We start from the raw sequence: 19,378 nt of genomic DNA on the forward strand, positions 1-19,378 counted from the left end.
CGGGCGACGACAGGAACCGGAACACAGCCCGGGCCGTGTCCTCCCCGCCTACACCAGCACGGCCCCGTCCTTGCGCAGCACGCTGAACAGCTTGTCCCGATTCAGCTCCGACCTCGCGAAGGACTTCGCGACGAAGACCTTCTTGAGCGCCACGTCCGAGGCATCGAACTCGCCATTCTTGTAGTGGTGCTTCGCCTTCACCTTGGCCTGGATGTCGTGGTCGTCCGCGATGACCACGTCCGCCTTCAGCACGCCGCCGACGCGAAGCGAGGCGTCGTTGCCATGGCCCCAGACCACCTGCGCCTCCAGGCCCTTGCCAACGACCACCTCGCTGTCCGTGTCGACCCCCGTGGCGCGAAGTGTGCCCCCGACCACGAGCAACCCTTCCATCCCCACATTGCGCACCAGGCCTTCCACCGTGAGGTCTCCTGTCACGAGCAGCGGGCCATCCAGGTGCACGTCGCCCTTCACCACCAGGTCCCCACGCACGAAGCGCGGCGCCTTTGAGAAACGTGGCGTCTTCTCCTCCGACGGCAGCACCTCGCGCGCGAGCTCCACCACCGCCATGGCCGTCCAGGGGAATTCGCCCTGGAGCGCGGCCGCGAGCTGGTCCCAGGACGTGGCGCCTTGCAACGCGAGCCCTTTCAGGACCTGCTCGACGCCGTCTACGTTCTTGTCCTCGAAGTACCAGGCCTTGAGCAGCGTCTTGCACTGACGCTCCAGCGCCTTCTGCAGAGGCTGGACGTCGAGTGTGCCCTTCTTGCCGGCGGCTGCCTTGCCCCCCAGGAGCTGGGCGAGGGTCGCGTTCTTGTGCTCCAGCGCTTCCTGCACGGGCGTCTGACCGCTGCCATTCTCGAGCGAGGCATCCGCCCCCGCCTTGAGCAGGACCTCGATGACGGGCCCCCGTTCCTTGAAGCGTGCGTGCTGATGCAGCGGCGTCCAGCCCTTCCCCGCATTGGGATTGGCCCCCGCGTCGATGAGCGCCTGGGCCACGTCGGCACGCCGCGCATCGAATAGCGCCGTCCGCCCTGACCTATCGAGCGCATCCACGGGCACGCCACCTTTCGCCAGCGGGGCAATGCAGGACACGCTGTCGTGCTCGGCCGCGGCGTGCAGCGGCGTGGACTTCTGCGCATCGACAACGTCGGGGGCGATTCCCAGGCGGAGCAACTCCGTCACCAACGCCGCGTCATCCACCATCGCGGCGAGATGAAGCGCGCTGCGCTTGTCGGAATCCCTCGCGTTCAGGTCAGCCCCCAGCGCGACCAGGGCCACCACCCGGCCCGTCCGGCTGTTTCCTTCGAAACCAGGGCCGAAGAACGGCTTCGCGTCCAACCCCGCTGCGAGCAGGAGCCCGTCATCCAGCTCCTTACCCTTCTTCCCCTTGGGACGCGGCGCGGGCTTCTGCTTCCGCAGCCAGGTGTGGAAGCCTTCATCGGAGAAGGCTCCCTCCAGGCCCTGGAAGTTGAGCGGGTCGTTGTCGTCCATCACGCCCTGGGCGCACATGCCGGGGGACTCCCCCAGCTTGGAGAGCAACTCGCGGTAGCCCTGCACGGGCTTGGCTTGCGTCAGCGCACGCCAGGCGTCGAGCCCCCGGCGCCCGCGCTCGTGGTCCGGGAGCGGCCTCAGGCTGTCGGCCTCGTCCAGCGCGGCCTCCACTCTGTCGAGCTGCGCCACGGTCGGCTTGTGCCGCACCAGGTCCTCCGCCCACTGGCTCAGGGCCAGCGAGCGCGCTCGATGCGCGAGCGTCAGCGAGCCACCTGGCCTGGTGCCTCGCGTCAGCTCGAGGATGCGGTCGCGAAGCGCCCAGTGCTCAGCCTTCAGCTCACTTTCCCACCGGTGCGGCTCCATGCGCCTCGTCGAGTCCAGGGCCCAGCTCAGCGAATGGAGCCCCAGCAGGTGCTCAGGGTCCGCCGCCACCACCTCGCGCAGCAACGGAATCGCCCGGTCCAGCTGGGGTGGCATCTCGTCCAGCAGACAGTCCGCCTTCTCCATCAACGCGGCGACATCGACCTTCTTCGGAGCTTGAGCACGCGGCATGCCGAGGAAACTTGCCATGGAGCGAAAACAAGCGGGCGGGAAACCTCCGGCGCGCGGCGACAGTCGCCAATCCCGGCCCCCCGCGCTTCCGGCACTGGCATGCCCTCTGCTTGTTCACGGCCCTCGAAGTCTCCCGACCATTACCTGACTCGAGGACAACGCTGCCCTGCCCGCCACTTGGCCCTCGTGGCGGCGCGGCCTACTCTCCATGCACAACCTCATGCCTTTCGAGCCCTACCACGTCGACCCGGATGACCCGCGCGCGCCGCCCCAGGAGATATGGGACGCGCTCTCGCCCGAGGAGCGCCAGCGCATCTGCGACAGCCTCCCATCGAAATTCACCATTGCCGAGCGCGTCGAGGCCAGCCGCGTGAAACTCGTGCAGCAACTCGCCGAGGAGTCTCGCCTGCGAGCCGAGGAGACCCAACGTCGGGAGGACGCCGAGCGCCGGCTCGCCGAGCTCGAGCGGCTGCGCGGCGAACGCGCCTGATGCTCAGTCCCGATAGCCGCGCGCCTGCAGGCGGAACAGGTGCGCGTAGCGCCCGTCCTTCGCCATCAGCTCGTCGTGGCTGCCCAGCTCGTCCACCTGCCCGTTGTGGAGCACGGCAATCTGGTCCGCCATGCGCACCGTGGAGAAGCGGTGCGAAATCACAATCGCAATCCGGTCCGCCGCCAGCGCCTGGAAGCGCTCGAACAACGCGTGCTCCGCCTCCGCGTCGATGCTGGCCGTGGGCTCGTCCAGAATCAGCACCTCCGCGTCGTCACGCATGAAGGCCCGCGCCACCGCCAGCTTCTGCCACTGGCCCGCCGACAGCTCCTGCCCCTTCTCGAACCAGCCGCCCAGCATCGTGTCGTACTGCTGCGGCAGCGCCGCAATCACGCCGCTGGCCCCGCCCTGCTCGGCCGCCTTCAAGATGCGGTGGCGGTCCTCCAGCGCCGGCACGTGCCCCAGGCCGATGTTCTCCGCCACGTTGAACTGGTAGCGCACGAAGTCCTGGAACACCGCCCCGAAGCGGCTGCGCAGGTCCTCCACGTCCATGTCCTTCAGGTTGACGCCGCCGTAGAAGATGTCCCCCTCCACCGGCTCGTACAGGCGCAGGAGCAGCTTCACCAGCGTGCTCTTCCCCGCGCCATTCTCCCCCACGAGCGCCAGCTTCTGCCCCGGCTTCAGCGTCAGCGACACGTTCCGCAGCGCCCATGCCTCCTTCCCCGGATAGCGGAAGGACACGTTGCGCAGCTCGATGGCGCTGTCATGGCCGCGCGGCGGTGCGAGCGGCGGAAGCACCCGCGTTGCCTCGCCCCCCGTGGGGATGTCCAGGTACGCGAACAGGTTGCTCATGAAGAGCGCGTCCTCGTACATGGAGCCCACGCTGGTCAGGATGCCCTGGAACGCCGCCTGGCCCTGACGGAAGACGCTCAGGTACAGCACCATGTCGCCCACCGTTATCGCGCCGCCCGCCGCGCGGCCCGCCACCAGCAGGTAGCAGCCGTAGAAGGCGCCCAGCGAGAGCACCCCCAGCCCGAGCCCCCAGCCCATCCGCCGGAAGGCCAGCGCCCGGTCCTCCGCGAAGAACTTCTGGAAGAGCGCGCGGTAGCGCCCCAGCACCAGCGGCCCCAGCCCGAAGAGCTTCACCTCCTTCACGTGGCTGTCGCGCGTGAGGATCCACTCCAGGTAGTTCAGCTTGCGCCCCTCCGGCGCCCGCCATGAGTAGAGCCGGAAGCCCTCCATCGCCAGCCGCGCCTCGGCGATGAAGGCCGGCACCGATGCGGCCACCAGCACCACCACGCTCCACGGCGACAGCGCCACCAGCAACGCGGCGAAGGTGCCCAGGGTGATGGTGTTGCGGACGATGGAGAACGCCTGCGTCACCAGCGACAGCGGCCGGCTGTTCGCCTCGCGCCGGGCGTTCTGCATCTTGTCGTAGGTGGCCGAGTCCTCGAAGTGCTGCAACTCCAGCGCCAGCGCCTTCTGGAGGATGCGCTCGTTGAGCAGGTTTCCCAGGTTGGCGCGCAGCAGCTCGCGCGTCAGCGTCAGCCCGCGGTCCACCACCGCCGAGCCCAGCATCAACCCGAACTCCAGCCCCACCAGGCCGTACACGCGCGAGCGGGCCTCCAGGGAGCCCTGCGACGCCGCCACCACCGAGTCCACGATGAGCTTGCCCACCCAGGCGATGGCCGCGGGCAGCAGCGCCGCCACCAGCGTCAGCGCGCCCAGCACCAGCGCGCCGCGGGGACTCGCCTGCCAGAAGAGCCGGAAGGTGCCGGGGAGCTGCTTGAAGAGGCTGCCCGCGTTCTGGAAGCGGGCCTTGAGCGACAGCGGGGCAGAGTCAGCGGAGGGACGAGGAGACACGGTCCGCGTTCATAACGCGGACCGCGCCCTGCCGCTCAGGATGCGGGAGGGAGATGGCGCGACACCAGCACGTCGCAGCTCGCGTGCGCCAGCACCTGCTCGGTCAGCGGCGTCCGCGCCTCCGCTGCGGACATGGCCAGCGCCAGCAGGTCCGAGCCCTGCTCCATCGCCTCCGCCAGGATGCCCTCGGCGGGCTCGCCGCACCGGACCCGGACCTCCAGCTCGCGGCCCGTCTCGCGGTAGGGCGCGAGGAAGCGGCCCAGCGCCACCCGCGCCTGGTCCTCCCGCTCCTGCCGCCGGCGGAGCCACCGCTCCGCCGGCGCGTGGTCGCGGCGCAGCGCCGCCTCCTCCTCCAGGGTGTCCGCCACGTGCAGCACGTTGACCGGCGCCGGGGACGGGCACAGGCGCAAGGTCAGCTCCAGCGCCCTGCGCGACTCCCGCGAGAAGTCCACCGCCACCAGGGGCCGCCCATATGCGCGCACCGGGTGCGGCACCACCACCAGCACGGAGACGCCAAGCCGGCGCACCATGCTCCGCACCGTGGAGTCCTCGGCCAGCGCGCGCACCGGATAGCTCACGTGCGGACGCCCCAGGACGACCAGCTCCGCGCCCATCGCCCGTGCCAGGGCGGACGTCGCCTCCACCGGGTCCCCCTTGTGGAGCACCTCCTGCACCTCGACGTCCACGCGGTTGCGCAGCCGCCTGCACACGGAGGCCACCGCCTTGCGCAGGCAGCGCTCACCGGACAGCGCGCCGCCGGGCCCCGCCTCTCCGTCCGGGAGGGGCGCCACATGCACCACGCAGAAGATACTCCCGTGGCCCAGCGGAAGGCGGAGCGCGCGCGCCAGCGCGAACTCGGAGCGCAGGGAGAAGTCCGTCCCCACGACCACCCGCGACAACCCCCGCTGCCCCCGCTGCAGCCCCGGTGGCAGCATCGGCAACGCAGACTTCGAGAAGAGCGGTGATGACTTCATCTCAATCCCTCCTTTCCTTCCGCCAGACGCACCTTGTCAGTGAGTGTGTAGCGGTGGAGGAGACGCCTCGCAGAACCCAGGGCGCCCGTTCGCTCCGCCGCCCCACCAACGGCCGCACCGTCCAGGGCGGCGCGCCCATACGTCCAAGATTCAGACGTGAAGGCCCAGGCGCCATCGGGCCCGGCGTGCCGCAAAGTCCGCGGCCGGGCAGGCGTCCCAGGCGGACCTCTCCCCACCCGGGAAGACATCCAAGTGGGCAGGGGTGCGATGGAACGAGTCGTTCGTCTCGCCATCGACGGGCCCTGAAAAATCTCCAGCGAGCCGGCGGCCGTAAGTGCTCCGAGCCAGGGGAACCAGGCGTCCTCCACGGGGCTTGGCCTGCTTGGCACGTTCGGCGTGTGACAGAAACTTTTGGGGAGGCACGGCCGATACTTTGCAGGAGGTCCGGCGGGCAGCGCCTGGTGGGTCGAGTGGCGGGTCGGGCGGAACGCTGGAGAAGGGGGAAGTGCCAATGCGCGGGGTCATCACCGGACGAGAGGTGGTCGCCAACCTGGGGCTCATCTACCGGGAGTTCGGGACGGGCTGCGTGCTGCGCTGCCTGTGGGTCATGCTGAGCGGAAAGACGACGACGTTCCTCGAGGTGGCATGCCCGCCCGTGGAGAAGCGCTAGCAACGACACGGGCCGCGGAGGCATGTCCCCCCGCGGCCCGCGCCACGTCACGTCACCTCATGCCGCGCGCCGTCAGTTCGGCACGCTGAGCCGCAGCCGCAGCAGCGTGGGCTCCACCCAGGCGCTCGCCTCGGGGCCTCCGGCCTCCGCCTGGGCATCCAGGGAGGCATCGATGGCCGCCTTCAGCCGGTCGGCACGCGACGTCACCGCCGGGTGCAGGTCCTGAAGGATGTTGTGGGCCGGCAATGAGGCCGAGGCGCCGAACAGCGTGTACATGTCCAGGACGTCGTTCATCACCGGGGTGACCTCCACGTCCTGCAGGGTGTCGTGGCCCGACAGCACGGCGTCCTCGCCGTAGAGCAGCCCGCGCAGGTGCTCGTCGTGGTCCAGCGACAGCGGCAGCGCCAGCGCCGCGTAGGCCTGCCACACCAGCCGCGTGCCCGTCAGCTGCTTCGCCTGGGTCTGCAGCGGGTCGCCCGCCTGGTTCATGCGCGCCGCGACGTGGGCGTAGAACTGGCGCTGCTCGCCCTTGAGCACGTCCACCATCCGGGTGCGGATGCTGGCGCGGAAGGCGTCAGCCAGGGAGTAGCTGGACGGCGCGATGTTCTGCGAGACATAGCCCCAGCGCTTCGCCATCCACTCCTGGGGGTTCTGCGCGTTGTTGGGGTTGTACGTGGGCCGGTCCACGCCACGCACCATGGCGATGAACTCGTACCCGCCGGAGAAGCGGTGGTTGAACACCCGCTCGGACTTCCACGCATTCGTCGCGGTGTCCCAGAAGGTGTAGCGGACGTACACGGTGGACACCAGCCGGTACTTGCGCTCGTACAGACCGCCCAGGCCGGTGAAGACCTCGGATACGAGCTGCCAGCTTCCCTCGCCGCACAGGTCGATGGAGGCCCCGTCCACGTTCATGTTGTCGGCGATGAGCAGCGGGCGCAGCACGTCGTGGTTCCAGCGGGCCGGGTCCACGCCCAGGTAATCCGCCGCGCCATCACCGTTGTAGTCACCCCACTGGCCGCCAGCGCAGGGCACGATGGGCTTCTCTCCCTGCTTCAGGTAGTGCGTCGCCGGCTCCTGCTCCGGAACGCCCCACAGGTCGATGCCGTGCAGGCCCCGGTTGGGGTCGTTGCGCCAGGTGACCTCCGCCTGCTCAATGAAGTGCTTCATCCACGACCAGTCCGCCTGGTAGCGGGCGTGAATCCCGGCGAAGAGCGGCTTGCCAATGTTGCGCAGCGCCGTGTCCAGCCGCGTGCCCTGGGTGATGAGCTCGTTGTGGCGGGTGGTGAGCATCATCCCACCGAGCACGGGCTGCTCCTCGAAGAGCTGCGCGTAGGCCTCCGCGCCCGACATCCAGTCCTTCGGGCTGGAGACGCGCTCGGCGTGGAGCATGCCCAGGCCCAGCTGCGCGGGGAACTCGCGCAGGTAGTTGATGTTGTAGGAGAGCTTGTGGGTGGACAGCTCGTCCGCGGGGCTGATGGCCGGGTTGGAGCCGCGCCCGTCGATGCCCGCGAGCACCGTGGACTGGTGCGCGTCCACCGCGCCCCACTTGGAGAACTGGCCCTCCGCGGGGATGAACTCCTCCACGTAGCGCATGGGCGTCGGGTGGCGAGAGCTCCAGCCCAGGTAGTTCCAGGCGGCCAGTTCGAACGGGTCGTTCTTCACGTCGGTGAAGTACTCGTACATGTTCTGGTCCACGCGGTTCAGCCCCGTCTGCAGCGCGTGCAGCGCCGCCTGGACCTCCTCCACGTTCTGGTTCACCTGGCCCAGGTTCCAGTCCACCAGGGCGAAGCGGGCGTGCATGTCGCGGTGGATATCATTGAGCTTCCGGTCCACCCGGTCGAAGCGACTGAGCATCCGTCCCTGCATCTCCACGACGAACTGATGGAGCTTGCGGAGCTCCGTGAGGATGACCTGCTCGATGGGCGGCTCGGCCGGCTTGCGCAGGATGGAGAAGAGCTGGATGACGGCGCCGACAATCTGGCCGGTGAACACGGCGGCGCTGACAATCTGGAAGCCCTTCACACCCAGGTCGAGGAAGCCGGCGACCTTCTCCGCGATCTTGACGGAGCTCTCCGCGTACTTCGACACCGCCTCCAGGGTGGTGCTCAGCGCCTTGCTGAACCGCACGATGTCCGCGGCGAGCTGCGGATTGCCGTCTATCTTGAAGAGCTCGGCCACCAGGCCCAGGCCGCCCGTCACGCCCTCGCGCACGCCGCCCAGCGTCTCCTTCAGCTCCGTGCCCCGCGTCTTCGCCGCCGCGATGGCCGCCGCGAGCGCCGTCTCCTCCGGCGTGGCGGTGGTCGTCAGGGACGCCTCGGGCTCGCTGCCATCCAGGGCCAGGGACTGCCCCGGCTCCTTCAGCGCCTTGGCATCACGGTACGCCTGCTCGGCGATGTTCAGTTGATGGAGCATGTCCGAGTACTGCTGCACGGCGGACAGCGCCGCGGTGGACGCGGTCGTCACGAACGCCCGCGCGTCCTCCGCCGTCGCGGACAGGCTCCCGTCGCTCCCGAGCCGGGGCAGGACGAAGCCCGCCAGGGGGCCCATGGGATAGCTGGCCAGCATCTGCGAGGCGGTGTGGGTCGTCTGCAGACCCACGCCCGAGCCGATACCGCCGCCGTTCACCGCCGCCGCCAGCGCGGCATGGCTCTGGGCGAGCGCGTACAGGTTCGCCCAGGTCTCCTCGGTGAAGGCCTCGGCCTCACCGTACCGGTCCACCATGGACTGGGCGCTGGTGAGGCCGCGCTCCAGGGACAGGCCGTTGTGCATGCTGGCGAGCAGGCCCTGCGCGTAGGCGCGCAGCGCCCGGCCCGGCGCCGTCGTCGGGGCCAGGTGCGGCTCGGCGCGCGCGAGGATGCGAATCATCGTCCGCACGCGCGGGCCGGAGCCGTCCTTCTCCGGGTTGAAGGGGTAGACGTTCAGCGCGGTGGAGATGGCGTTGAGCGCCGAGGTCAGCTCGGCCTGGGAGAGCGTCGGGTTGTCACGCCCCAGGAAGTACGCCGAGCCCGCCAGCAGGTGCAGCCGAGGGTCCTGCCGGGACATGGCCACCGTCGCGTACACACGCCGGTTCACCTCCAGCGCGGACAGCGAGAAGGCGCTGCGGCACTCCGAGCAGGTGATGGGCGCGTCATAGACGGGCGCGCCGCGGCTCCCCGAGGCCACCCACTGCGCCTGGGCCTGCGCCTGCACCTCCGCCTTCGTGGAGGTGGCGGGGGCCTGTCCTTCCACGAAGCCCGGGCCACACTCCGCGTCCGGCGCCACGCCGTGGCTGGCGTCGCGGCAGGTGGCGTAGAGCGGCGCGCCGCTGCCAGCGCCGCACGGGCCCACCATGGTTCCGCACTGCGCCGCGTCCGTCACCCAGGCGCCATTCACCTGGCACGTCCGCGGGTTGGTGCAGGCCACCGTGCAGGCCGACTCCACGGTGCCGCACTGCGGGCCGGTGCCCGTCGCGACGTGCGCGGGGTAGTTGTAGAAGGTGATGTAGCAGAACTCCTCGGCCACACCGGCGGCCTTGCGAGCGCGTTCATCCGCCCGCGCGGACTCCTCGCCGCCACCGACGGGCTTGCCACCGATGTACCAGAGCCAGGTGATGCCACTCCACGTCGACGATGGCGCGTTCGCGGTCATGTAGCTCTGGGCGTGGTTCTCGCACGTCACGCCGGGGCGCGTGCCCAGCGGGACCACGGCTTCGTGCACGCCCAGCGCGTAGCCGAAGTCCATGTGCTGGCAGGTGGCGTAGGACGTACACGTCTTCGGGCTCGTGTCCTCGCCGCACGCCGCGGACGTCTGCTGCGCGAAGCACTCCAGGCTGTAGGTGAAGTTCCCGGTACACAGCCAGTCACCGCTCTCGATGTCCTCGGGCGTGCAGGAAAGGCCGTCCTCGACGGTGCGCGTGACGACGGGCGCGGCCGGTTCCTCGGAAGCGGCGGGCGGGGCTTCCCCGCAGCCCCAGAGCGCCAGCGCGGCCACCACGCCCTGGAGCCAGCGCGGACGCCTGTTTCCCACGGAGGCGTGCGTCGGCTGCGGACACACGTCCCCCCTCAATGACGGATTTCGCGACACATGCATGAAGGATTTCCCCCTCGCTAGGGCAGGGCCGAATTCGGCCAGGGCGGCACGAAAAGCCGTCCAAGTCCGGATACGGAGGGAGCGCGAAATCCTGGTCCTGGTTTCTGAATGAAACGGGCCGCGAGGATGTCCCCCCTCGCGGCCCAATCCTTCACAGCGATGTGCTCGGCCTGGGCCGCGCAGGACGGCTAGGGCTCGTCCCGGCGCGGCTTGTTGGAGTCGACCGCGTCCTTGATGACACGCTTGGCGTCTTCAATCTTGCCCTTGATGGCGCCCTTGGCCGAGTCACGCTTGCCCTCGGCCTCCAGCTCACGGTCGCCGCTCGCCACGCCTGCGACTTCCTTGATCTTGCCCTTGGCCTTGTCGGTCCACTCGCCCATGACGGGTCTCCTTTCACAACACACAGCGTGTTGGAGCCAGAGTGTGGGCATTCCAGGAATGCCACGCAGGCGCCCCCTGCTCCCCTGGCCGGAGCCCCGCCTGGCGGAGAAGCCCGCGTCCGGCCATGCCGGCGCACCGCCAGCACAGACATGAAATTCACGGATTGCCTGCCAGATGGCTTCAGGGCAACGCGGCATTTCCACACAGGCTGAAGGATGCGGAGTGTGGCTGGACATTGACGGCGAGCCATTCGGGCCGCACGCTGGGGTCACTGTTACCCAGGAGCCCCGCGTCCCGATGGCCACCCCTTCGCTTCCGACCCCTGGTGCCCTGCTCCGCCGGCTGTACCTGCTGCGCTCCGTCGTCACCACGGTGGCCTTCACACCCGCGGTGTACGTCGACATGCAGTTGCTCGACCTGACGGGGGCCCGGGAGTTCCAAATCTTCCTGGGCCTCATCACCCCGGTGGTGCTCGGGCTGTGCGCGGTGGTGCAGCCGCTGGTGGTGATGCCGTGGCTGATGAAGCGCGCCCTCGCCGCCCAGGGGACGCTGCGGGTGGAGCGGCTGATTCGCATCCCCTCGACGATTGCCTTCGTGGAGATGATGGCGTCGTGGACGCTGGGCGGCATCCTCTTCAATGGTGGCGCGGTGCTGCTGCTGGACCGGCCCGCGTCGGTCGTGCTGGTGGGCGTGGCGGTGGCGGTGAGCGCGGGCCTCTTCAGCAGCCCGCTGGCGTTCATGCTGTTCGAGCGGGTGATGATGCCCACCGTGCTGGAGGCCTACCAGCACGCGCCCAGCATGAAGCCCGCGGGCGAGGGCTTCGCGACGCGCCAGCTCTGGCTGCTGCCCGCGATGGTCGTCTCCGCGCTGCTCATCACCTGTCTGGCCAGCATCGTCACGCTGCACCTGCGGCTGGAGCGCGGCATGGGCGCGCTGGCGGCGGACCTCGCGGCGAAGGGGGACACCGCCGCGGCCGAGCGCGTACAGGCCACGGTGCGCCCGCTGGAGGCGGAGCTGGTGCAGCCGGTGCTGGTGCTCGGTGGCTACGCCGCGCTGGGCTCCATCCTCACCGCGGCCTGGGCGGCACGCCGGCTGGCGAAGGGGGCCCGCGCGGTGGGCGCGTCCCTGGAGGCGCTGGTGGAGGGCCGCGCCACGCCGCCGCAGTGGGTGTCCACGGACGAGGTGGGCGACCTGGCGGCGTCCACCTGGCACCTCTACCAGCAGCTCCAGGACCTGCCGCGCTCGCTGCGCGCCTCCGCCGGAGACCTGGCCGAGGCCGGCACGCGGCTGTCGCTGGCCAGTGCCCAGCAGAACCAGACGCTGTCGCGGCAGGCCGCGGCGCTGCACCAGGCGCGCGCCACGGCGCAGGAAATCCAGCAAGCGTCCCACGTGACGCACTCGCGCGCCACCAGCATCCTCCAGGTGGCCGAGCGCGCCGCCGCCGTGGGCAAGCTGGGCGAGGAGTCCCTGGCCGGTACGGAGAAGGGCCTCGCCGCCATCCGCGACATCGCCACAGGGCTGCACGAGCAGATGCTGGACCTGGAGCAGCGCGCCCGAGAGGTGGGCCGCGTATCGGAGGTGGTGAAGTCGCTGGCGGACCAGTCCCACATGCTGGCCATCAACGCCGCCATCGAGGCGACGCGCGCTGGTGAGCACGGCAAGGGCTTTGGCGTGGTGGCGCGGCAGATGCGCGACCTGGCGGACCAGTCCATCCGGGCCACCAACCAGGTGCGCGGCCTGCTGGAGGCCATGGCCACGGCGACGCAGCAGGCCACGGCCATGTCGGACCAGGGCGCGGAGGGTGTCGCGGAAGCGCTGGAGCCCCTGCGCCACAGCGGCGAGCGGCTGCGCGAGCTTGCGGGCCTGTCGAAGGAGTCCGCGGCGGCGGTGCGGCAGATTACGGAGGCCGTGTCGCAGCAGCACGCGGGCGTGGACCAGCTCTTCGCCGCGGTGCGCGAGCTGGACGAGCTGACGACGGACACGCTGCGGCACCTGGACACCACCCAGCAGGCGGCCTCCGCGGTGAGCCACGCCACCGGGCAGGTGTCACAGCTGGCACAGCGCTACGTCTGACGCGGCGCCGCGAGCACGCGCATCACAGCTGGCGCAGCGCTACGTCCGAGGCAGCGCCGCGAGCACGCGCCCCCAGTTGGCTCACCGCTACGTCTGACGCGGCACCGCGAGCACGCGCCCCCCAACTGGCGCGGCGCCACGTCCGACGCGGGCACACGCATTACAGCTGGCGCAGCGCTACGTCTGACGCAGCGCCGCGAACACGCGCATCACAGCTGGCGCAGCGCTACGTCCGGCGCGGCGCCGCTTCCGCCGGCTCGTCCTCCGGCCACGCGGGCAGCTCGGGCGCCAGGCGCCCTTCGGGGCTCAACACGGGGACTCGCAGCAGCACGGCGAGCCGGCCCACGAGCACGGCCAGCCGCGCCAGCCGCTCCCGGGGCTCGCCACCGCCCTCCTCGAAGCTGGCGGCGTCCAGGTAGGCGAGCTGCACCGCTGCCCGGCCATGCAGCCCCGAGACCCGCTGCTCCAGCGTCGTCAGCCGGGTGCGCATCGCGCCCAGGAAGCCCGTGGTCCGGCTCAGCACTCCGGCGGCGTCATCGAGCGCGCGCCCCCCTTCGTCCGGAGCGCTCGCGGCGAGCACCGCGCGCGCCGACGCGGCCTCGTAGAGCGGCACGCCGTCCAGCATCACCGGCGGCGCGTCCTCGTCCAGCCAGCCCCGGTCCAACCACGCCAGCACGGGCTCCAGCGCGGCGGGCGCGGTGACGCCCGCGCCCAGCAGGGGCCATGCGCGCTTCGCCTCGCGAGAGGGCGCCTCACCGAGCACCGCGCGCAGCGCGTCCAGCGCCTCGCCGTCCAGCACCTCGGCTTCCCGGACGTGCCCCCATCGCTCCAGCCGCTCCATCAGCGCGCGGAAGGGCACCAGCACCTCCGCATGCACGCGCGCCTGGAGCGCGCCGTAGGAGGCCACGCGGTCACGCACCCGGAGCCGATCCGCGCGCAGCTCGGCCAGCGCCTTGCGGTGTCGCTCCCGGGCCTCGCGCAGGTGCGCGTCCTCGGGCGTGGCGGCGGCCTCCTCCGCGAGCACCTTCCGCACGCCGAGCCCCAGGGCCGTCAACACCAGGCCACCCACCGCGAATGGGATGAAGAAGGGCATGCGCGACTCCCGTCCTGGAGAAAGTGCCAGCTTCGCATCCGCCATGCCCGGCGTATACGGGTGGGCCTCCCCCGCCCGCCGGGTGGGCGCGCCGCCGGCTCACCCCGCGCGGGCCTGGACCGGAGCGTCCTGCCCCAGCGGCGGCACGTACGGCCAGCCCGGCAGCGGCCCCCTGCCCGCCTCGCGCGTCAGGTAGTCCGCCGCGATGTTCGCGCTCTCCATGATGGTCAGCAGGCCGCTCCCCGGGTGCGTGCCTCCTCCCACGAAGTACAGCCCTTCGATGTCGCGGTTCTTCACCTTCGGCCGCAGCGGCCCCAGCTGCAGCCACGTGTGAGACAGGTTGAACACCGCGCCGCGGAAGACGTTGAAGTCGTCCCGCCACGTCTCCGCGGTGAAGTAGCGCGCGTCGCGGATGTGCGGGCGCACGCCCTTGAGCCCCACCTTCTCCAGCATCGTGGGGATGCGCTCGCGCAGCGCCTGCTCCGTCCTCGCCCAGTCCACCGGGCGGCCCGTGTTCGGCGTGGGCACCAGCACGTACAGCGTCGAGTGCCCCGCCGGCGCTCCGGACGGGTCCGTCACGCACGGGTTGCACACGTAGAAGGGCGGGTCGTCCAGGTCGACGTGCCGGTCCTCCAGCGCGTCGCGGTCCGTGCGCCGGGCGGACTCCGACAGGTAGATGAGGTGGTGCGGCAGGTCCGCGTACACCGTGTCCAGGCCGTAGTACGCCATGAAGGTGCTGCACGAGTACTTCGCCCGCTCCAGCGCCGCGTCCGTCAGCCGCGAGCCCTCGCGCGCCTCCGCTGGAATCAGCGTCTGTGCCGCGTAGGCCAGGTCCGCGTTCACCACCACCGCGTCCGCGTCCAGCACCTCGCCGCCCGCGAGCTTCACGCCCACCGCGCGGCCCGCGTCCACGCGCACCTTCTCCACCGGCGTGCCCATGCGGAAGGTGGCGCCCAGGTCCTGCGCGCAGCGCATCATCCCCCGCGACAGCGCCCGGAAGCCGCCCTCCACGTGCCAGACACCGAAGGCCAGCTCCAGGAACGGAATCACGCTGAACACCGACGAGCACGTCGTCGGGTGCAGCCCCAGGTACTTGGACGGGTACGCCAGGGCGTACGTCACCCGGTCGTCGTGGAAGAAGCCGTCCAGTTGCCGGTACAGCGTCTGCCAGGGCTTGAAGCGCAGCGTGGGCGCCAGGCGCCACGGCGCGTAGTAGCCCAGGTTGTCCGCGGACGTGCAGATGAATTTCTCGTAGGCGATGCCGTACTTCTCCCGCCCGTCCTCCATCCACCGGCGCAGCGCGGCGGCCTGTGTTGGGCCGAACTTCGCCAGCTCCGACTCCATCCGGTCCAGGTGCCGCGTCGTATCCAGGTGCGTTCCATCCCAGAAGTGCACCCGGGTGTTCACGTCCAGCGGGAGCAACGTCACGTAGTCCTCGAGCCGACGGCCCGCGCGCCGGAATATCTGCTCCAGCACGCCCGGCAGCTGGAGGATGGACGGCCCGGTGTCCACCGCGTACTCGCCCGCCGCGCCCAGGGTGAGCCCCTTCATCCGGCCGCCAGGCACCGCGTCCTTCTCCACCACGGTGACGCGGAAGCCCTGCCCCGCCAGGTTGATGGCGGCCGACAGTCCTCCAGGTCCCGCTCCCACGACGATGACGTGACGCACGCAGCCTCCTTGGGCCCGCCGAACTACCGGATCTCGGGAACGTCCGGTACCCCGGGTGAACGAAGGTCCACCCACTCCTTCGTGTGGCGAACGCGCCAGGCGGAGGGACGTTACAAGCGCCCTGCCCGGCAATGGCACGCTGGCCAACGCCATTCCAGCCTCCACGCACCCACGTGCCTTCGATTCCTCTCGCCCACCTGCGCCGCAATGCCGCCTCCTACAGCGCGGTGCTGGTGGGGCTTCTGGTGACCGCCGCGGCGGCCAGCTACGTCTGGCAGAGCCTCCAGGAGCGCCGGCATCGCCGCTTCGACGACGTCGCCGGTGACGGCACGCTGAGCCTCCAACAAGAACTGGACCTGTACCAGGCCCTGCTCCTGGGGGTGCATGGCCTGTTCGCCAGCAGCCAGCAGGTGGACCGGCACGAGTTCGGCGCCTATGTGGAGAGCCTGGAGCTGCCGCGCAGGTACCCGGGCCTGCAGGTCATCGGCTTCGCGCAGTGGCTCCCACCGGAGGACGTCAGCCAGCACGAAGCCGAGGTGCGCGCCACCGGCCTGCCGGGCTACCACGTCTGGCCGGCCGGGCCGCGCGACGCCTACACCGCCATTGTCTTCCTGGAGCCCTTCACCCCGGCGCATGAGCGCGCGCTGGGCTACGACATGCTCACCGAGCCCCACCGCAGCGCCGCCATGCTGCGCGCCCTGAAGACGGGCTTGCCCTCGGCCACCGGGAAGGTGCAGCTCGTGCAGGCGTGGGAGGACACCCTGGGCCGGGAAGGGTTCCTCCTCTACGTGCCCGTGTACCGGTGGCCCCAGAAGGCGCGGCCCTCGCGGCCGCCGCAGGCGCGCCTGCGGGGCTTCGTCTTCGCGCCCATCCGGATGGCGGACCTCATGGAGGGCCTGCGCTTTCCCGGCTTCCGGGAGACCATCGACCTGACGGTGTACGACGGGGCGGAGGTCCGCGACGACGCGCGGCTCTACACCTCCATCACCCCCGGGGTGCCGCTCGCGCCCGAGTTCAGGCAGGAGCACGCGCTGTCCGTCGCCGGCCAGACGTGGACGCTGGTGTTCACCGCGCGCAAGGCCTACCTGGACCGCAGCACCTCCGCGCAGGTGCCCATCGTCATCGTCAGCGGTCTGCTGGTGACGGTGTCGCTGTTCCTCATCACCCGCTCGCAGGTGAAGGCCCGCGCCACGGCCGAGTCCGCCAGCGAGGAACAGCGGCGGCTGACGGGCGAGGCCCGCGCCGCGGTCCAGGTCCGCGACGACTTCCTGAGCGTCGCCGCGCACGAGCTGCGCACGCCGCTCACCAGCCTCAAGCTCCAGTTCCAGTTGCTGTATCGCGGCCTGCGCGGCGGGGCCCCCCCGGACCTGGAGAAGCTGGGGCAGCGGCTGGAGTCCTGCGAGCGGCAGACGTCGCGCCTGACGTCACTGGTGGACAGCCTGCTGGACGTGTCGCGCCTGGCGCGAGGACGCCTGGAGCTGAACCTGGAGCCGCTGGCCCTGGACGAGGTGGCGAGGGAAGCCGCCCGCCGCTTCGAGTCCGAGGCCCAGAGCGCGGGCGTCCAGCTGACGGTGGACAGCCCCCAGGCCGTGACGGGCCGGTGGGACCGGCTGCGGCTGGAGCAGGTGCTCACCAACCTGCTGTCCAACGCGCTCAAGTACGGCCAGGGCACCCCGGTGGACGTGCGCGTGCGCAGCGACGGCACCCACGCGACCCTGGAGGTGGCGGACCACGGCATCGGCCTCACGCCCGAGGACGCCCAGCGCATCTTCGGCCGCTTCGAGCGCGCCGTCTCCAGCCGCCACTACGGCGGCCTCGGCCTGGGGCTCTTCATCACCCGCCAGCTGGTGGAGGCCCTGGGCGGCCGCATCACCGTGACCAGCGCGCCGGGCCAGGGCTCCACGTTCACCGTCGTGCTGCCCCTGAGCGGCCCCGCCGCGAATTAGCGAAAAACGTTCATTCTTGACTTTTCTCGTATTCAGCCTAAACACATCCTGAATTTGAGAATGCGTATCGTTTTCATCCAGACCCCACAGGTCCGTCTTGGCTGAAACGACGCCCCATCCCCTTCCAGGAAGGCCGTTTCCATGAAGAACGTTCGTTCCCTGCTGCCCTGGCGGCTCGCCGCCGCGGCGCTCGCCCTGTCCCTGTCCGGAGGCTGCGACAGCTCCGACGAGGACAACACCGGTCCGCTGTACGCCGTCACCACGCAGGACCTCAACGCGGAGGTGGCCGAGAGCTACGTCGTGGTGACGTCCCAGGCGGAGCAGGCCGCGCAGCTGTCGCTGGACAACGCCATCAAGGTGTCCGGCCGCGCGCTGGGCGTGGGCATCCGCAAGTCCGGCTCGCTCTACGTGGTGTCGGACGACAGCCCCACCGTGACGCGCTACACGCTCAACGACGAGGGCCGCCTGGAGCAGTCGGGCACCGTGAGCTTCGCGAGCCTGGGAGTGACGTCGCTCGGGGAGTACCAGGCGAACTTCCAGTTCGTCTCGGACACGAAGGCGTACTTCTTCGACGGCATCACCGCGCAGGCCGTCATCTGGAACCCCTCGGCGATGACCGTCACCGGCAGCATCCCGCTCGACGCGCTGACGATTCCGGACACGGAGATGGCCTTCTCGGGCGCGGTCGTCGCGCTCGACGGGCAGCTCATCGTTCCGGTGGGCTGGCGTCCCGTGGAGGGGGTGGGCATCACCCAGAAGGCGGGCGTGGTCTCCGTCGACACGGCGACGGACACGGCCACCCTCGCCACGGATGAGCGGTGCGGCTACACGCACGACGCGGTGCTCGGCCCGGATGGCATGGTGTACGTCGCGACGGAGGCCTATGGCGCGGCGGTGCGCCGCACCCATGGCGACGCGGCGCCGGAGCCGTGCCTGCTCCGGTTCGACCCGCGGACGCACACGTTCGACACCAGCTTCCACCGGCCCCTCTCGACGCTCGTGGGCGGCGGCATCGCGGGCTCGCTCGTCCCGGGTCCGTCGGGCACGGCGTACCTGCGCGTGCTCGACGAGGGCGTCGCCCCGGTGCTGGAGGGCACCCATCCTCGCACCCTCGCGAGCGGCGCGGGCTGGCAGTGGTGGGCGCTGAACCTCGCCACGCTGACGGCCACGCACGACACGCGCTTCCCGGCCACCTCGGGCAGCAGCTTCCTCTTCCAGGCGGAGAACCAGACGCTCTACACCGAGTTCGGCGCGGGCTCCGCGTCCACGACGCTGCACGTGCTGGGTGACAACGGCAGGTCCACGCTGACCATGCCGGGCCTGTCGTTCTCCTTCCTCCAGCTTCGCTAGCGGACGTCCTCCCGGGGCCTCGCGCGGGCGGGGGCCCCGGCCGCAGCACCCCCACCCGGTTGTCATCCCCTCGTTTGGAGTCTTCATGCGTCTCTCGTTCCGCATCGCGGGCGTCGTCGCCGTTTCGTCGTTGTGCGCCTCCCCCGCCTTCGCCACCAGCACGGGCGTCACCGGGCAGACGGGCAAGGACGGCGCGACCTGCAGCACGTGTCACAAGGGCGGGGAGCTGCCCACCGTCGAGTTCGAAGGGCCCACCTCGCTCGCGCCCGGCGCCACCGGGCAGTACGCCTTCATCATCCGGGGCGGCCCGGCGAAGACGGGAGGCGTGGGCATCGCCGTGGACAGCACCGAGGCCACCCTCCAGGCCGGCGAGGGCACGAAGAAGCTCGGCGCCGAGCTCACCCACGCCCAGCCCCGGGCCTTCACGAACAACGAGCTGCGCTTCCCCTTCACCCTCGTCGCGCCGGCGACGGACGTCACCCTCACCCTCTTCGGTGCCGGCAACTCCTCCAACGCGGACTTCCACACCGACGGAGACCGGGCCGTGGCCACGAAGCTGAGCGTGACGGTGGGCAAGGGAACGCCCGGCGTGGGCCCGGACGATGACGGTGAAGGCGGGGGCTGCGCCGCCGCGGGCAGCGCGCCGCTGTGGGCGCTGGTGCTGGCCGCGTCGCCCCTGGCCCTCCCGCGCCGCCGCCGGCGCTCGCCACGCCGGCAGGCCGAGTGAACGTCCGTTCGCCCCCTGCCCAGGCAGCCCAGGGG

Annotated in this window: 13 protein-coding genes; 6 read left to right on the plus strand and 7 right to left on the minus strand. The window is 70.7% G+C overall.

Annotation, left to right across the window (positions count from 1 at the left end):
• Positions 1-48: 48 nt before the first annotated feature.
• Positions 49-2,058: an ankyrin repeat domain-containing protein gene (locus tag VZL07_RS11480; protein ID WP_426755542.1), complete on the minus strand. Its 2,010-nt coding sequence runs from the start codon at positions 2,056-2,058 to the stop codon at positions 49-51.
• 202 nt (positions 2,059-2,260) lie between these two features.
• Here VZL07_RS11480 and VZL07_RS11485 point away from each other — a divergent pair, with 202 nt between their 5' ends.
• Entirely contained in the window at positions 2,261-2,530 is a 270-nt protein-coding gene (locus tag VZL07_RS11485; RefSeq protein WP_426755543.1) for a hypothetical protein, read from the plus strand.
• Positions 2,531-2,533: 3 nt separating this feature from the next.
• Here VZL07_RS11485 and VZL07_RS11490 read toward each other — a convergent pair whose 3' ends face one another.
• Both VZL07_RS11490 and VZL07_RS11495 read right to left on the minus strand, forming a co-directional pair.
• Entirely contained in the window at positions 2,534-4,357 is a 1,824-nt protein-coding gene (locus VZL07_RS11490; RefSeq protein WP_426757283.1) for an ABC transporter ATP-binding protein, read from the minus strand.
• A gap of 68 nt (positions 4,358-4,425) precedes the next feature.
• Positions 4,426-5,364: a universal stress protein gene (locus VZL07_RS11495; RefSeq protein WP_426755544.1), complete on the minus strand. Its 939-nt coding sequence runs from the start codon at positions 5,362-5,364 to the stop codon at positions 4,426-4,428.
• 511 nt (positions 5,365-5,875) lie between these two features.
• Between VZL07_RS11495 and VZL07_RS11500 the strand changes: the two genes are divergently transcribed.
• A complete protein-coding gene (locus tag VZL07_RS11500) occupies positions 5,876-6,034 on the plus strand; it encodes a hypothetical protein (RefSeq protein ID WP_002633660.1) in 159 nt (52 codons plus the stop codon).
• A 72-nt stretch (positions 6,035-6,106) separates the two neighbouring features.
• Here VZL07_RS11500 and VZL07_RS11505 read toward each other — a convergent pair whose 3' ends face one another.
• A complete protein-coding gene (locus VZL07_RS11505; protein WP_426755545.1) occupies positions 6,107-10,042 on the minus strand; it encodes a hypothetical protein in 3,936 nt (1,311 codons plus the stop codon).
• Positions 10,043-10,293: 251 nt separating this feature from the next.
• On the minus strand, positions 10,294-10,485 hold the full coding sequence (locus tag VZL07_RS11510) for a CsbD family protein (protein WP_426755546.1): 192 nt from the start codon (positions 10,483-10,485) through the stop codon (positions 10,294-10,296).
• A 298-nt stretch (positions 10,486-10,783) separates the two neighbouring features.
• Between VZL07_RS11510 and VZL07_RS11515 the strand changes: the two genes are divergently transcribed.
• Entirely contained in the window at positions 10,784-12,559 is a 1,776-nt protein-coding gene (locus VZL07_RS11515; protein ID WP_426755547.1) for a methyl-accepting chemotaxis protein, read from the plus strand.
• 226 nt (positions 12,560-12,785) lie between these two features.
• Here VZL07_RS11515 and VZL07_RS11520 read toward each other — a convergent pair whose 3' ends face one another.
• Both VZL07_RS11520 and VZL07_RS11525 read right to left on the minus strand, forming a co-directional pair.
• The gene (locus VZL07_RS11520) at positions 12,786-13,652 is read right to left on the minus strand and encodes a hypothetical protein (RefSeq protein WP_426755548.1); all 867 of its coding nucleotides are present in this window, start codon (positions 13,650-13,652) and stop codon (positions 12,786-12,788) included.
• A 99-nt stretch (positions 13,653-13,751) separates the two neighbouring features.
• Positions 13,752-15,320, minus strand: a complete 1,569-nt coding sequence (locus VZL07_RS11525; RefSeq protein WP_426755549.1) for a phytoene desaturase family protein — start codon at positions 15,318-15,320, stop codon at positions 13,752-13,754.
• 173 nt (positions 15,321-15,493) lie between these two features.
• On the opposite strand from VZL07_RS11525, the gene VZL07_RS11530 reads away from it, so the two are divergent.
• The 3 genes from VZL07_RS11530 to VZL07_RS11540 all read left to right on the plus strand — a co-directional run bounded on the left by VZL07_RS11530 (position 15,494) and on the right by VZL07_RS11540 (position 19,343).
• Positions 15,494-17,266, plus strand: a complete 1,773-nt coding sequence (locus VZL07_RS11530) for a CHASE domain-containing protein (protein WP_426755550.1) — start codon at positions 15,494-15,496, stop codon at positions 17,264-17,266.
• 141 nt (positions 17,267-17,407) lie between these two features.
• Complete coding sequence (locus VZL07_RS11535; RefSeq protein ID WP_426755551.1) at positions 17,408-18,616, plus strand: MxcI protein; 1,209 nt, start codon at positions 17,408-17,410, stop codon at positions 18,614-18,616.
• 85 nt (positions 18,617-18,701) lie between these two features.
• Positions 18,702-19,343, plus strand: coding sequence for an MXAN_6652 family MXYO-CTERM-anchored protein (locus tag VZL07_RS11540; RefSeq protein WP_426755552.1), 642 nt, complete (start codon positions 18,702-18,704; stop codon positions 19,341-19,343).
• Positions 19,344-19,378 lie beyond the last annotated feature (35 nt).

The organism is Pseudomyxococcus flavus (assembly GCF_050038885.1).
Taxonomy (GTDB): domain Bacteria; phylum Myxococcota; class Myxococcia; order Myxococcales; family Myxococcaceae; genus Myxococcus; species Myxococcus flavus.

Excerpts from the sequence above, each read along its gene's own strand:
- VZL07_RS11480 (WP_426755542.1), bottom strand. The coding sequence starts at position 2,058 with ATGGCAAGTTTCCTCGGCATGCCGCGTGCTCAAGCTCCGAAGAAGGTC.
- VZL07_RS11485 (WP_426755543.1), top strand. The coding sequence starts at position 2,261 with ATGCCTTTCGAGCCCTACCACGTCGACCCGGATGACCCGCGCGCGCCG.
- VZL07_RS11495 (WP_426755544.1), bottom strand. The coding sequence starts at position 5,364 with ATGAAGTCATCACCGCTCTTCTCGAAGTCTGCGTTGCCGATGCTGCCA.
- VZL07_RS11500 (WP_002633660.1), top strand. The coding sequence starts at position 5,876 with ATGCGCGGGGTCATCACCGGACGAGAGGTGGTCGCCAACCTGGGGCTC.
- VZL07_RS11510 (WP_426755546.1), bottom strand. The coding sequence starts at position 10,485 with ATGGGCGAGTGGACCGACAAGGCCAAGGGCAAGATCAAGGAAGTCGCA.
- VZL07_RS11515 (WP_426755547.1), top strand. The coding sequence starts at position 10,784 with ATGGCCACCCCTTCGCTTCCGACCCCTGGTGCCCTGCTCCGCCGGCTG.
- VZL07_RS11520 (WP_426755548.1), bottom strand. The coding sequence starts at position 13,652 with ATGCCCTTCTTCATCCCATTCGCGGTGGGTGGCCTGGTGTTGACGGCC.
- VZL07_RS11535 (WP_426755551.1), top strand. The coding sequence starts at position 17,408 with ATGAAGAACGTTCGTTCCCTGCTGCCCTGGCGGCTCGCCGCCGCGGCG.
- VZL07_RS11540 (WP_426755552.1), top strand. The coding sequence starts at position 18,702 with ATGCGTCTCTCGTTCCGCATCGCGGGCGTCGTCGCCGTTTCGTCGTTG.